Origin of the sequence: Halovivax sp., assembly GCA_007119345.1 — an archaeon.
Taxonomy (GTDB): domain Archaea; phylum Halobacteriota; class Halobacteria; order Halobacteriales; family Natrialbaceae; genus Halovivax.
Window position 1 is genome coordinate 1 of record SKPV01000118.1, and the last position, 13,762, is coordinate 13,762.

Here is a 13,762-nt window from a genome sequence, read left to right on the forward strand (position 1 = left end):
CCCGTCAACCACATCGGGAAGATCTACAACCTCCTCTCGACGGAGATCGCCCACCAGGTCGTCGACGAGGTCGACGGCGTGCGCGACCTGAAGGTCCGACTCCTCAGCCAGATCGGCCGGCCGATCGACGAACCGCACGTCGCGGACGTCCACGTGGTCACCGAAGACGGGGTGGCCGTCTCCGACGTCGACTCGGCGATCGAGGCGATCGTCGATCGCGAACTCGCGAACGTGACGGACGTCACGAAGCGAGTCATCGACGGCGAGCTGACGACGTTCTGACCGGATCTCGGGCGCCCGACTTGGTACGCAGGATCTTCCCGCAAGCGGACGGCGCCGGCTGTCGGCACGAATCCGGCTCGTGGTGCCCGATCGGTTCCGACTCGAGAGATGGCGGGAGGGATTCGGCGTCCGGTTCCCGTCGAGGACGCCGAGCGATCCGCCGCGTTCGGAAGATCCAAGGCGAACCGCAGCGTCGCTTCGTATATCGAAACGAAATAGTGTGATCCTCGGTGGCAGACTCCTCTCGCGATTCTCGGCGGATCATCTTCGCGGTCGTCGCCAGTACCTTCTTCGTCGGGTTCGGCGGCGGCGTCGTCTTTCCCATCCTGCCCAACCTCGGCGAGGTGCTCGGGATCTCGGCGCTGATGGTCGGACTGATCCTGAGCGCGAACCGATTCACCCGGCTCGTCTGTAACGCCCCGGCCGGGGCGCTCGTCGACCGCATCGGGACGCGGACACCGTTCATCGCCGGCCTCGTCATCGAAGCGTTCGCGACGCTGCTGTACGTCGTGGCCATCCTCTCGCCGCTTCCCGAGGCCTGGTTCATGCTCGCGCGCGTGCTCTGGGGGATCGGGAGCGCGCTCGTCTTCGCGACGGCGTACACGATCACCGCGGACGTGAGCGAGTCGGACGATCGGGGAACGAGCATGGGAATCGTCCGCGCCGGGATCACGTTCGGGTTCCCCGCCGGATTGGTTCTGGGAGGGGTCGTCAGCGACGTGTGGGGGAACGTCGAAGCGTTCGTTCTCGCGGCGGCGTTCGCCGCCGTCGCGAGCGTCGTCGCCTACCTCATCGTCCCGGAGACCCACGTCGAGGGCCGCAACGACTCGGTCAAACCGTGGGACGTCGACAGCAGCCTCCCCGCGCTCACCGTCGGGCTCGTCAACTTCGGGCTCTACTTCGCGTACATCGGCGTCCTCTTCTCGACGCTGGTGTTGTTGCTCGGCGCGCGCGACATCTCCATCTGGGGGCTGGACGCCCAGGGCTCCTCGGGGATGTTGATGGCGGTGACGGTCCTCTCGGGCGCGACGTTCACCCTCGCGGGCGGGGTGTTGAGCGACGTTCTCGGCGCTCGGGTGCCGGTCCTGGTCGGCTTCCTCGTAACCGCGTGCGTGGGGTTCGTGGTGCTGGCGTTCGGCCGCAGCTTCGAGGTGCTCGTGCTCGCGTGCGTCCTGATCGGAATGGGACAGGGCGGCGTCGGCGGTCCGCTGACCGCGCTGCTGGCGGACCTCACCCCGGAGGATCGGATGGGCCGGGCGGTCGGGACCAACAACGTCCTCGGAGACGTCGGCGGCGGGCTCGGACCGCTGGTGTCGCTCCCGCTCGTCGAGATCGTCGGGTTCGAGGTGGTGTACGCGACGTCCGCGCTGCTCCCGCTGCTCGCCGGTGCGATCCTCGTCGCCGGGGTCTACGCTCACACCGGGCGGGTGAACCCGACGATCACCGAGTCCATCGACTCGGGGGCGCTCGGCACCGACGGCGGACGAGAGCGGTGACGCCGTCGTCAGGCTTAAGCGGTGACGCCGTTATCGGCCGAGAGCGGTGACGCCGTCGTCGGCCGAGAGCGGTGACGTCCTCGTCGGGGCCGTGCGGTCGGCCGCGCCCCCGCACTCGGTCGGGACTCCCCCTCGTAACCCCCTTATACGCGCGACCGTCTATCCCGGAGCATGTATCCGCCGGGAGCCGACACCGTGCTCGTTCGTCACGGCGACCTCAACACGAAGAGCACGACGGTCAAGCGCTACATGGAGGGGTTGCTCGTCGAGCACCTGGAGGCGCTCCTGGCGGATCGCGGGGTTCCCGGCGAGGTCGAGCGCGAGTGGAATCGACCGCAGATCCACACCGAGGCGTCGGCGGTCGAGGACGCGACCGCTGTGGCTGCGGACGCGTTCGGCGTGGTGTCCGCGAGCCCCTGTCTGACGGTCGAGCCGGAGTTAGAGGCCGTCCTGGACGCGCTCGCAGAGACTGCCCGCGCATGTTACGACGGCGGCTCCTTCGCCGTGGACGCGCGACGGGCGGACAAGGAGCTGCCGTTCACCAGCGAAGAGCTCGCGCGCGAGGGCGGAACCGTCGTCTGGGAGACCGTCGAGGACGAGTTCGAGCCCGAAGTCGACCTCGACGATCCCGATCTCACCGTCGGGGTCGAGGTCCGTACCGACCGCGCGTTCGTCTACGTCCACCGCGAGGAGGGTCCCGGCGGCCTCCCGCTGGGCTCGCAGGCGCCGATGGTCGCGCTCGTCAGCGGCGGCATCGACTCGCCGGTGGCCGTCTACGAGCTGATGCGCCGGGGCAGCCCCGTGATTCCGGTGTACGTCGACCTGGGCGACTACGGCGGCCCGGATCACGAAGCGCGGGCGATGGAGACCGTCCGATCGCTGTCTCGGTACGTGCCGGACCGGGACATGCGGGTCTATCGGGTTCCCGGCGGGGAGACCGTCTCGCTGCTCGCGGAGACCATGGAGCGGGGCCGCATGCTCTCGCTGCGGCGGTTCTTCTACCGGATCGGCGAACACATCGCGCGGACGACGGGTGCCCAAGGCATCGTCACCGGCGAGGCGCTCGGGCAGAAGTCGAGCCAGACCGCCCAGAACCTGGCGGTCACGAGCCGGGTGACCGAGCTGCCGATCCACCGACCGCTGCTCTCGATGGACAAACAGGAGATCGTCGCCCGCGCCCGCGAGATCGGGACGTTCCAGGATTCGACGATCCCGGCCGGCTGCAACCGGATCGCGCCGGATCGCGTGGAAACCAACGCCACCCTCGATCGACTCCTCGAAGCGGAACCGGTCGACCTCTTCGAGCGTGCGGCCGAGGCCGCCGCCGAGGCGACCGTGATCGAACCGTGAGGCTGCTCCCGAGCGGTGTCGACGTCCGTCGCGATCGAACGGCTCGGCGACGAAGTCGAAACCGACATTACCGCGTCGCGCCCATCTCTCGGCCGTGACCCGGGTCTGTCTCGTCGGCGACGACGACGTCACGCTTCAGTACGAACTGTTGTCCCGGGAGACCTCACGGGAGGCGCTCTCGACCTACGAACTGGAGCGGCCGTTCGAGAACTCCCTGGCCGTCCGAACGGTGAGCCTGGGTGCGGCCGTCTCGCTGTGTAACGACCTCCAGTGGTACATCGTCAGATTCGTCGACGACGTCCTGGTCCAGGAACCGAGCGTCAGCGAGGACGAGTGGCTCTCGCGCAATCTCGCCGAGGCGCTTCGCAACGGCGACCTCGAGCCGTCGGATACCGGGGAGTTCCTGAAGATCTACGGCGTGGAGTATCCGTCCGATCGACCCGACGACGCGTCGGATCCGAAATCGCCTCCGCTGAAGTCGACCGCCGGCGGTGATGGAGCGCCATCGTCCGAGAATCGAAACCGTCGTCGGGCTGCTGACAACGACGACGGTAATGGTGCGGACGGCGAGGACGGCAATGGCGCGAACGCAGACGACGGGTTCGAGCGTGCAGGGAAGCTGGTGGAGCCGCTCTACGCTCGTCGGGCGGACGGGACGGTTCCGGAGTACGACCTGCGGCCGGTCTCGGAGACGGTCCTCGTCAGGCTGACCGAGACCGAATACGCTCCGTAGACCGATTTTCCGGAGCGATCGAAACCGATCGGCTCCTTCGACATCCCGTCACAGGAGGGCGATTCGTTCGGTAGCTGTGCGATCGATCGTCGGACGGCTTATTCGTCGGCGTCGTCGTCGAGGCCTCGCTGCCAGACGTTCGTGACGGAATCTCCGACCGGTGGGGTGTGACTGACGTCTTTCATGCGCGTGCTAGTGGGCATCGTGGTACAATCTCTCGAACTACCAGTATAAAGCCGTTCCGTATAGTACCTAATTACAATATTATTACCTTATATGCCTATGCACCACCAGCAGGACCGCCGCCCGTTCGAGAGTGAGAGGGGGCAACGTCCAGTCGCCAGTCGAGAGTGAGAGGGGACAACGCGCAGTCGCCAATCGAGAGTGAGGCGGGTCAGCGCGGACGTCAATCGAGAGTGAGGCGGGTCAGCGCGGTCGCCATCCGAGAGGGCGTCGAGTGGACGTGCAGATACCAATCGAGAAGGGGTGGATCGACGAGCGCTCCCCCGAGGACGCGCTCGCGCCCACCCTCTCTCCCTGCGGACCGGACCCGATTCTGTGCGGGGATCGGCACTGACGTATACGAAAATTCTCTGCTCTCTTCGTCGCGAACCGACGGTATCCTCACCGACCGGCGACGGAACGGGCGGTTTCGACGACGACTTCCCCGTCGGCCGAGACGTCGACGGTACACCCCTGGTATTCGAACGCGATCACGCCGTCGGTCCGGGGCCCGCTCGGCCGCGGTTCGAAGAGTCGCTCGAGCGCGTCGGTGTCGATCGTGTAGTGCAACGGTTCGAGTTCGGTCACCTCTGTCCCCAGGACGTCCGCTACTGCGCTGGCGATGGTGACGCACAGCGATTCGTTCGAGCGCCGATCGTGCTGGCGGACGCATCTCGCGACCGACGAGTGGTTCGAGGAAGTGATCTCTGACATGGTTCGAATCGTTCCCCCACGGAACGGTACTCTCTTCACGGGTGCCGGTCATTAGCGTGGCCGTTAATTATGTAACCCCGGGCGTCTGCGAGGGGTACGATCGAATCAGCCGAGGCCTCGACGCGTCCGATCAGAAGCCCGTCGCCTGTCCGTCCTTTCGGGGTTCGGATGCGCCGGAGAGGCTCCCCTCGCGCTCGCGGACGACCTGTGCGCCACCGAACTGGACCGGCGGAAGCACCCGGACGTCGTGACCGCGTCGGGCGAGGGCGCCGGCGTTCGGGAGTCGCTCCTCGACGCCGAGCGAGCCGTCCTCGCGAACGCGCCAGCGGGGGGCGTCGAGCGCCTCCTGAAGGCCCATTCCGTAATCGACGACGTTCGAAACCACCTGAACGTGACCCTGCGGTTGCATGTAGCCGCCCATGACGCCGAAGGCGGCCCAGTCGTCGTCGCCGAACCGTGCGACAGCGGGGACGAGCGTGTGAAACGGGCGCTTTCCGGGTTCGAGGCTGTTCGGGTGCGCCGCGTCGAGCGAGAACGAGGCCCCGCGATTCTGGAGCGCGATCCCCGTCTCGCCCGCCACCAGTCCGCTGCCGAAGCCGGCGAACCGTGAGTTGATGTACGAGACGAGGTTCCCCTCCTCGTCGCCCACCGTGAGCAAGACCGTGTCGGCGTCTTCGGCGTTGGCGTTTGGGACGCCGATCTCGGGATCGGCGATCGGCGCCTCCTCGATCGCCTCGACGCGCTCGGCCGCGTACGTTTTCGAGTGAAGCGGGGGAACCTCCTCGTACTCGGGGTCGGTGACGTAGTGGTGACCGTCCACGAAGGCGAGCTTCATCGCTTCCGCGAACGCGTGAACGCGTTCGGGAGAGTCGTAGGGGTGATCACCTGCGCCGATCTCCTCGGCGATGTTGAGCGCTTCGAGGGCGATCATCCCTTGGTTGTTCGGCGGCAGTTCGTAGACCTCGGCGTCGCCGTAGGTGGTGCTGATCGGCTCGAGGAACTCCGGTTCGAACGAGGCGAGGTCGTCGACGGACATGAAGCCACCCTTCGACCGAACTTCGTCGGCGATCGCCTCCGCGATCTCACCCTCGTAGACGACGTCAGCGCCCTCCTCGGCGATGCGTTGCATGGATTCGCCGAGTCTCGGAAGCGCGACCGTCTGGCCGGGATCCGGCGACTCGCCGCCGAAGAGGTACGCGTCGCGCGCGTTGTCGTCGGTGAACAGATTCTCGGCGCCCTGCCAGTAGTAGGAGATCACGTCCGAGACGGGGTAGCCCTCGGTCGCGTAGTGGATCGCCGGTTCGAGCACATCCGCGAGCGTCTTCCGGCCGAGTTCCTCGACGGTCGCCTCCCACCCGCGTGCGGTGCCGGGGACCGTCACCGCGTGGGGTCCGTGGAACGGCATCTCGAGCGCCTCCGGATCCGCGACGTCGTCGACCGCGTAGCCGCCGGCATCGGGGTAGTAACTCGCGCGCTCGTCCGGATCCGCGTCGGCGATCGCCTCGCGGACGTTGTCGACGGTCGCCTCGGCCGGTGCGCCGCCGCACGCGCGCATCGCGCCCACCTCGCCGTCGGCCGTGCGGTAGAGCGCGAAGACGTCGCCGCCGAGTCCCGTCGAGGTCGGCTCCACCACGTTGAGCGCGGCGGCCGTGGCGACGGCGGCGTCGAACGCGTTCCCACCGCTGCGCAGGATCTCTACGCCGGCCTGGGCCGCCAGCGGCTGGCTCGTCGCCACCAGGCCGCGGTTGGCCCGCACGGTCGAGCGCCGCGAGTCGAATCGGTCGAGGTCGTGCTCCATGGGACACCGTCGCGTGCGAATCCCCAAAAGTGGCCACCTCCCGGCAGGGCGCGCGGTCGATCTAGGAACGCATGTCCACCTCCGGACCGGCCGCGCGGTCGGTCTCGAGATTCGTCAAGTCGTCGACGGACGCCGGTCAATCGAGAGTCGGAACCCAGATGTCGAACGCGAGGTCGTCGCGCTCTCGCGCCCGATCGAGCAGGAGCCCCACGAAGACCGTTGTTCCGCGGGAGTTCGGACCGAGATCGCCGTGTTCGTCGACGAGGTTACGCTCCAGCCGAGCGTGCTCGGCGCGGAGGGCCGCGTCCGTCCGCAAAGCCGCGCGAGTAACCGCGCCGACCGTCCACACGTCGCACTTCGGGGAACGAAATCGATCGGGTCGTCCTCCGGGTCGACCACGGCGGACGACGGTACCTCCGGAGCGTAAATCGTCGGGATCGTTCGCCGGGCGCAACGTTCACGGTCGCTCGCACGAACCGTCCACCGATGGCCGACGGGCCGCGGCTCCCCGGCGTGATCGACGACGCCGACGACGAGGACCGGATCGTCCTCCACGTCGACGCCGATTGCTTCTACGCCGCCTGCGAGCGCCTCCGGGAGTCGGCGCTCCGCGGAGAGCCGCTCGTCGTCGGGATGGGCTACGAACCCGGCGACTCGACCGGCGCCGTCGCGACCGCGAGCTACGAGGCTCGCGAGTTCGGCGTCGAGAGCGCGATGGCGATCGGCGAAGCGCTCGATCGGCTGCCGAGGCGAGTCGACGCCGAGGACGACCCGGAGATTCCCCTCGAAGAGAGCGGATACTACCGGCCCGTCGACATGGACTACTACGAGTCCGTCAGCGCTGAGGTCCGCGAGATCCTCCACGACTGCGCGGACGTGGTCCGCGAGGTGAGCGTCGACGAAGCCTACCTCGACGTCTCCGAGCGGACCGGATGGGACGTCGCCGACGGCTTCGCCCGCCACGTCAAAGATCGGGTCCGGCGCGAGGTCGGCGTCACCGTCAGCGTGGGCGTCGCGCCGACGATGAGCGCCGCGAAAATCGCGAGCGACTACGACAAGCCCGACGGGCTCACCGTCGTTCGGCCGGGCGAGGTTCGCGACTTTCTCGCCCCCCTGGACGTAGCCGACCTCCACGGCGTCGGCCCCGTAACCGCTCGCGAACTGCGCGAGATGGGCCTCGAAACGGCCGAGGACGTCGCGGCGGCCGATCCCGATCCGTTGACCGAGCGCTTCGGCGAGCGCGGCCGCGAACTGTACGACCGCGCCCGGGGCGTCGACGACCGTCGAGTCACCCCGAAGGGCCTGCCGAAGAGCTTCTCGCGCGAATCCGCCTTCGGCGATCCGGTCGTCGACTGGGACCGGAAGCGAGAGTCCCTCGAAACCCTGGCGGAGGCCGTCGCCGATCGCGCGCGTCGCGAGGGTGCGCTCTATCGGACGGTCGGCGTGAAGGCGGTGACCCCGCCCTACGACGTCAACACTCGCGAGCGCTCGCTCCCCGGGCCGGTCGACGAACCCGAGTTGGTCCGCGAGATCGCGATCGACCTGTTCGAGGAGTTCGACGACGAACGCGTCCGCAAGCTCGGCGTCAGGGTCGCGAACCTCGAGTTCGCCGCCGGCGACCAGGCGAGCCTCGAAGGGTGGGAAGACGAATCTGCGGACGGAGAGGCGAATCGATCGACCGCCGGTACGGACGCCGGGGACGGTGAGGGCTCGGTCGCGGCGTTCGCCGAACGATCGGCTCAGGCGGAGTCCGCGCCGAACGAGTCGTCGGATGAATCCCTGATGCACGAGCCGTGGTTCGAAGAGACGGCGGTGGCCGAATCGCCTTCGGACGAGACGGCGGTGGCCGAATCGCCTTCGAACGAGACTGCGGTGACCGGGTCGTCTTCGAAGGCGACGGCGTCGACCGAGCGGGATGAGTCCGAAGCAGGGAACGGGGAACTCGCACCGACGCTGGCGTCGTTCGAAGACGTCGAACCCGTCGACGCGGACTCGGAACGCAGCCGCCCGCGGATCGGACAGACGCGATTATGGGATTTCACGTGACCGCTCGCGGCGGTCTCCATCGGGTCCCGTCGACCGAACTGATCGATACGCTCGTACCCCGTCGGTGGCCCAACCGGGGCCGAAACCGTAAACACCCCTCCGGAACGAGAGAAATCCAACGCCGTCGGCGAGCAGCAAACATTTAGGCGAGTGGGACAGACCAATGAGCGACCATCGAACGTACACCCGCGCTGACATCACCACATGACCGACGATTTCTACGATCTGCTGGACGTTCCTCGGGACGCCTCTCAAGAGGAGATCCGTCAGGCGTTCCGGCGTCGGGTGCGGATCTACCACCCCGATCTGAACGACGACGATCGGGCGCGGGCGCAGTTCACGGCCCTCAAGAAGGCCTACGACGTGCTCGGTGACCCGGTCGAGCGTCGAGCCTACGACCGGATGGGACACGAAGATTACGTCGCCAAACGCACGTCCGGGCTCCCCTCGCCGGACGCGTGGGCGACGTCGGACGAGAAGGCGGAGGTCGAGCGCTCGACCGTCTCGACGACCGCCGGTGACTCGGTGGGCGGGACGGCGGACGCGTTCGGAAATCGGGATGCGGCCTCCGGAGATCGGGATGCAGGCTCCGGAGGTCACACCCACGACAGTGACTCCGGAGGGGTGACCGCGAGCAGCGGTCGATCTGCGAGGTCGAACGGGTCCGCTCGATCGTCGGCCTCGCGCGCGTCGACTGGGTCGGCGGGATCGGCCGGCTCGAACGATTCGTCGAGCGATCGCTCCGGTGGCCTCGATCGCGGTTCCCGGCGGACGAACCGGACCGGGCCGACGCCGCGACCGTTCGTCGGCTCGCGATTCGTCCGCTGGTGGCGATCCAAAAACTTCGCCCTCCCGCTGTTGCTGGTCGGGACGGCACTCTATCTGGTCGGCCTGCTCTCGTTCGGCCTGCGTAACGAGACCGGGCTCCGGTCGCTCGCTCGCGACGTATCGGCCGTCGGGGTCGATCCCACCGGCATCTGGAGCGCGGTCGCCGGGGGGAGCGGCGAGGTCGAAACGGGTTTCGCTCACGTCGTGGCGGTCGATCCGGTCAATCCGCCGATCGATCCGCTCCTGTGGTACGGCGTCCTCGGCGGGCTGGTCGCCGCGGCGGTTCTCGTCCTGCTCGCCGCGCGTCTGCGCTGGCGACGGTCGATGGCGGGTCCGATCACGATCGACGAGACGATCGTGCTCGCGGCCGCCGTCGGCACGGCCAGCGGCCTGCTCGGCGGACCGTTGCTCGCCGGCTCGCTCTTGCTGCCGCTGCTCTACGGGGTCGTGATCTACCACACGCGACAGATTCCCGGTTGGTCCCCGTCGTACGCGTACGTCGTCGCGGTGACCGGACCAGCGATCGCGCTGGCGGCCGGTTGGTTCGGGTACGAGTCGCTCCCGTTCGAAACGCTCGCGTTCGTCGTACTCCCGCTCGCGGGTGCGCTCGGGTTTCCGCTACGGTTCGCCGTTCGGCGCCGCTTCGGCGTCTAACCGACCAGCGTCGCGACGCCTTTCGTCTGGCGGTAGTCCGAACGCAACACCGCCGCGAGCCGGGCTTCGGCGGCCGCGCGTCCATCCGCGCTCCAGGAGGAGGGATCGGCGAGGGGAATTACCATGAAGCCGCGGCCGCGGAGCTCCCTCGCGTGTAACTTGGACATGTCGACGTCGAGGCGCGGGCGCTGGGTCGTGTATTCGGTCAGCACGTGATCCGTGGCTCGCTCGCCGACGGGAAGCAGGACGTGGGCGTTGATCGCGCGTAACTCGGCGTCGAAGAAGCGCTCGAGCTCATCGTACTCCTCCGCGGTCGGCGTCCGACCGCCCGGCAGCGTGCACATGTGGAGGTAGCTGCAAAAACAGTTCTCGAGCCGCGGACGGTCGGCCGGTCCGTCCGCGAACTCGACGGTTCGAAGGAGCTCCTGGACGGCCTCGCCCGCGTCGGTTTCGGTGAACGGGACGCCCGTTCGCGTCCCGCCGTGGACGCCCGGGTGATCGCCGATCACGTGGAAGTCGGCGTTGGCGTCGCCGTACCCGAAGACGGCCGCGTGAGAACCGCCCTCGCTGCGGTCGAACGGCGGGCGCATCCCGAACGGGTTGCTCGTCCGGTCGGTGACGTGTTTCACGATCTGTCGAACGGGGTCGGCGAACAAAACGGCGACGAATCGGATCCCGGCACCGAACGCGACGCGCCGCGTTCGTCGCTGTCAGGCTGTTTCCGCGATCGTCGCTGTCAGGCTGTTTCCGCGATCGTCGCTCGCTCGTCTTCCGGTTCGGAGTCCGGTTCGACGCCGTCGTGATCCGAGATGGACGGTCTCCACGCGCGGTCTTCGAGCAGATGGATGCGGTAGGATTCGATGTCGTCGACGTCCAGCGTATCGGTGAGTACGCGACCGACGCGATCGCTCTGGAGAGTGGCGACGGCGACGAGACGCGCGTCGGTGGTCAAAAATACGTGCTCCACTCCGTCGATTCGGGACAGATCTTCGACGACGTTCGTCGCCGGCCCGGTGGTCAACGCGATGTCGATCAGCAGTTCGATCCCGTCGGTGAACGTCGTCCGGTCGATATCGACGGTGAAGCTGTCGATGACGCCGACCTCCTGAAGGCGGTCGATCCGATCGGAGACCGTCGGCGCGGAGACGTCGACGCGTTCGGCGATGTCGTTGTACGGGCGGCGTGCATCCTCGAGGAGGAGGTCGAGGATTGCGAGGTCCGTCTCATCTAACGTACGCATACTCGTAGTGTCGACGGGGGTTGATTTACATTTTACGGAACAAGTTACAGAAGGAAATAGCCTTCTCGCGGCCCGTACCACCCAAAATGGGGCGTTAGCGTCGGTTGGGGGTGATGGTGGTTGCGAGTGGTTCCATCCAGTCGCCGTTCGCGAGGCCAGCAGCGACGGCGGAATCGTTCGATCGGCCGATGTCGCTACGCCCGAGTACGTCTCGCGCGGCGCGGTCGTCCACGTCAGGCCCCCGACGATCGGACGACGACGCTCGAACGGCGCGTGGCCACCGCGGTTGCGACGAAGGTGAGGAAGACGACCGTCGTCACGACCAGGTAGGCGAGCTGGACGAGGGGGTCGTTCAGGTTCATCACGGATTCGCGACCGGCGTAGACGACGACGAGCCCCAGCACCGGCGTTGCTGCGAGGACGGTCGCGAGACGACGACCGACGTGTCGGGCGCCGACGATCGCGGCCACCACGATCGAGAACAAGAGCGCGAGCGAGATGGCGTACTGGATCGTCTGGATGACGGGCGTGTACGAGTCGATCACGAGGGGGCTGAACACCATCTGTACCGGCACGAGTGCGGCCGCGATCCCGAGCGCAGCCGTCGCGTGCTTCCGTCCGAACCGGTCGGACCAGACGGCGACGGTGCTCGCGGCGAACAGGAGGAAGATCACGATCGCCGCCCAGAAGTGCAGATTGAGGATGGTGATCTCGTACTGTCGGACCGTCTCGCGGCCGAGGATCACCTGGATCGGCGTCAGCGCCGCGCCGAGGGTGACGGCCCAGGCGATCCGACGATCGACGGCGGTCCGCCAGGCGACGACGGCCACGGCGACGATGAAGATTCCCGCGATCATCGCGACGACCCGGTGAATCCACTCGAAGAAGCTCGGGAACCCCGCGGGAAAGAGGTTCAGCAGGCCGCCGTCGCACAGCGGCCAGTTCGCCTCGCAGGCGAGCCCGGCGCCGCTCGCCTTGGTGGCGACGCCGAGCAAAATCGTCGCGGCGACGAGCACGAGCGTGGTGGCCAGCAGGTGGGGGAATCCGAGGCGGTCGCGGAGCGATCCGGAGGTGCCGTCGTGAGCGGGAGTATCGGACGCCACGGGCGTTCGCGCGTGGGTTGGGAGCGGCGGTATATCAATTGCCCGTGTTGGGGTCGATCCGTTCCGAGACGCCGGATTCAAGAACGGTCCGCCCGACACCGCCCCATGGAACGACGACGGCGACTGGAAACCTATCTGGCGGACCGCGACCTGGACGCCATCTGGTTCGCCCGACCGAACTCCTACGCCTGGCTGACGGGCGGTTCGAACGTCGTCGACCGCGGCGCGGACGCGGGCGTCGCCGCCGTCGGCTTCGACGGCGACTGGCGCGTCCTCACCGACAGTATCGAGGCGAGTCGGATCGCGGCCGAGGAACTCCCCGAGGTCGACGCGGAAGTCGAGACGTACCCGTGGTACGAACGGGAGCTGACGGACGCCATCGCCGCCCGGACCGACGGCCGCGGCGCCGCGGACGTCGAGGTGCCCGGATTCGAGCGTATCGACGCGTCATCACTCCGGCAGCCGCTGACCGACCGGGACCTCGAGGACTACCGCGAACTCGGTCGCGAGACCGCCGCGGCGGTCGAGTCGGTCTGTCGCGACCTTCGCGCGGACGACACGGAAGCGGACGTCGCCGCCGCCGTCGCCATCGCGCTACGAACGCGGGAGATCGAGGCGCCGGTGGTGCTGGTTGGCGGCGCCCAGCGGGCGGGCGCGTACCGTCATTACACCCCGACTGACGCCGAACTCGGCGACTACGCGCTCGTTTCGGTCACGGCCCGTCGAGACGGACTGCACGCCAGTTGCACGAGGACGGTTCGGTTCCACGCTCCTGACTGGCTGGCGGATCGCCACGACGCGGCCGCACGGGTCGAGGTGACCGCGCTTGCGGCGACCCGGAAGCTGGCGACTAGGGGCGGTACCGCCGGCGACGTCTTCGCCGAGATCCGGTCCGCGTACCAGCAACTGGGATTCGCGGGCGAGTGGCGAGAGCACCACCAGGGCGGCGCCACGGGCTACGCCGGTCGCGAGTGGATCGCGACCCCGAATCACGAGGCCGGGCTCACCACGCCGATGGCCTACGCGTGGAACCCGACGGTCGCGGGTGCGAAGAGCGAGGACACCGTGCTGGTAACGAACGACGGGTTCGAGGTACTCACCGCGACGGGCGAGTGGCCGACGCGGTCGTTCGACGCGGTCGATCGCGAGTGCTCGCTCGAGCGCCCCGTTCTCCTCGGCCGGTGACGGCGCCCCTATCGAACCGAGCGCGCTCCACCGGCAGGGATCCCGATCGGTCACCGCTCGTCGCGATCAGTCACCGGCCGGGATCCCGATCGGTCACCGCTCGTCGCGATC

13 protein-coding genes are annotated in these 13,762 nt (G+C 67.9%); 7 read left to right on the forward strand and 6 right to left on the reverse strand.

The genetic code is table 11. From position 1 onward, the window contains the following. From QZT59_RS07765 to QZT59_RS07780, 4 genes are all read left to right on the forward strand, one after another. A partial coding sequence (locus tag QZT59_RS07765) for a methionine adenosyltransferase (protein WP_290813791.1) occupies positions 1-282 on the forward strand: 282 nt, incomplete at its 5' end. 230 nt (positions 283-512) lie between these two features. After that, positions 513-1,778, forward strand: coding sequence for an MFS transporter (locus QZT59_RS07770; RefSeq protein WP_290813794.1), 1,266 nt, complete (start codon positions 513-515; stop codon positions 1,776-1,778). 171 nt (positions 1,779-1,949) lie between these two features. Beyond that, positions 1,950-3,128: a tRNA sulfurtransferase gene (locus QZT59_RS07775; protein WP_290813797.1), complete on the forward strand. Its 1,179-nt coding sequence runs from the start codon at positions 1,950-1,952 to the stop codon at positions 3,126-3,128. 94 nt (positions 3,129-3,222) lie between these two features. Then, positions 3,223-3,861, forward strand: a complete 639-nt coding sequence (locus QZT59_RS07780) for a DUF5804 family protein (protein WP_290813800.1) — start codon at positions 3,223-3,225, stop codon at positions 3,859-3,861. Between the two features lie 624 nt (positions 3,862-4,485). Here QZT59_RS07780 and QZT59_RS07785 read toward each other — a convergent pair. The 3 genes from QZT59_RS07785 to QZT59_RS07795 form a co-directional block, all read right to left on the reverse strand. Further along, the gene (locus QZT59_RS07785; RefSeq protein ID WP_290813804.1) at positions 4,486-4,797 is read right to left on the reverse strand and encodes a HalOD1 output domain-containing protein; all 312 of its coding nucleotides are present in this window, start codon (positions 4,795-4,797) and stop codon (positions 4,486-4,488) included. Between the two features lie 130 nt (positions 4,798-4,927). Then, positions 4,928-6,595, reverse strand: a complete 1,668-nt coding sequence (locus QZT59_RS07790; RefSeq protein WP_290813807.1) for a gamma-glutamyltransferase family protein — start codon at positions 6,593-6,595, stop codon at positions 4,928-4,930. A 136-nt stretch (positions 6,596-6,731) separates the two neighbouring features. Next, the gene (locus tag QZT59_RS07795) at positions 6,732-6,911 is read right to left on the reverse strand and encodes a hypothetical protein (protein ID WP_290813810.1); all 180 of its coding nucleotides are present in this window, start codon (positions 6,909-6,911) and stop codon (positions 6,732-6,734) included. A gap of 170 nt (positions 6,912-7,081) precedes the next feature. Between QZT59_RS07795 and dinB the strand changes: the two genes are divergently transcribed. Then, a complete protein-coding gene (gene dinB / locus QZT59_RS07800; protein WP_290813813.1) occupies positions 7,082-8,641 on the forward strand; it encodes a DNA polymerase IV in 1,560 nt (519 codons plus the stop codon). A gap of 204 nt (positions 8,642-8,845) precedes the next feature. After that, positions 8,846-10,123: a DnaJ domain-containing protein gene (locus QZT59_RS07805; protein WP_290813816.1), complete on the forward strand. Its 1,278-nt coding sequence runs from the start codon at positions 8,846-8,848 to the stop codon at positions 10,121-10,123. Here QZT59_RS07805 and QZT59_RS07810 read toward each other — a convergent pair. The 3 genes from QZT59_RS07810 to QZT59_RS07820 all read right to left on the reverse strand — a co-directional run bounded on the left by QZT59_RS07810 (position 10,120) and on the right by QZT59_RS07820 (position 12,466). Continuing rightward, positions 10,120-10,752: a uracil-DNA glycosylase family protein gene (locus QZT59_RS07810; RefSeq protein ID WP_290813819.1), complete on the reverse strand. Its 633-nt coding sequence runs from the start codon at positions 10,750-10,752 to the stop codon at positions 10,120-10,122. The genes QZT59_RS07805 and QZT59_RS07810 overlap by 4 nt on opposite strands. A gap of 107 nt (positions 10,753-10,859) precedes the next feature. Then, positions 10,860-11,363 (reverse strand): Lrp/AsnC family transcriptional regulator, encoded by a 504-nt coding sequence (locus tag QZT59_RS07815; RefSeq protein WP_290813822.1) that lies wholly within the window; start codon positions 11,361-11,363, stop codon positions 10,860-10,862. 233 nt (positions 11,364-11,596) lie between these two features. After that, entirely contained in the window at positions 11,597-12,466 is an 870-nt protein-coding gene (locus tag QZT59_RS07820; protein WP_290813825.1) for a COX15/CtaA family protein, read from the reverse strand. Between the two features lie 105 nt (positions 12,467-12,571). Here QZT59_RS07820 and QZT59_RS07825 point away from each other — a divergent pair, with 105 nt between their 5' ends. Further along, on the forward strand, positions 12,572-13,651 hold the full coding sequence (locus tag QZT59_RS07825) for a M24 family metallopeptidase (protein ID WP_290813827.1): 1,080 nt from the start codon (positions 12,572-12,574) through the stop codon (positions 13,649-13,651). Positions 13,652-13,762 lie beyond the last annotated feature (111 nt).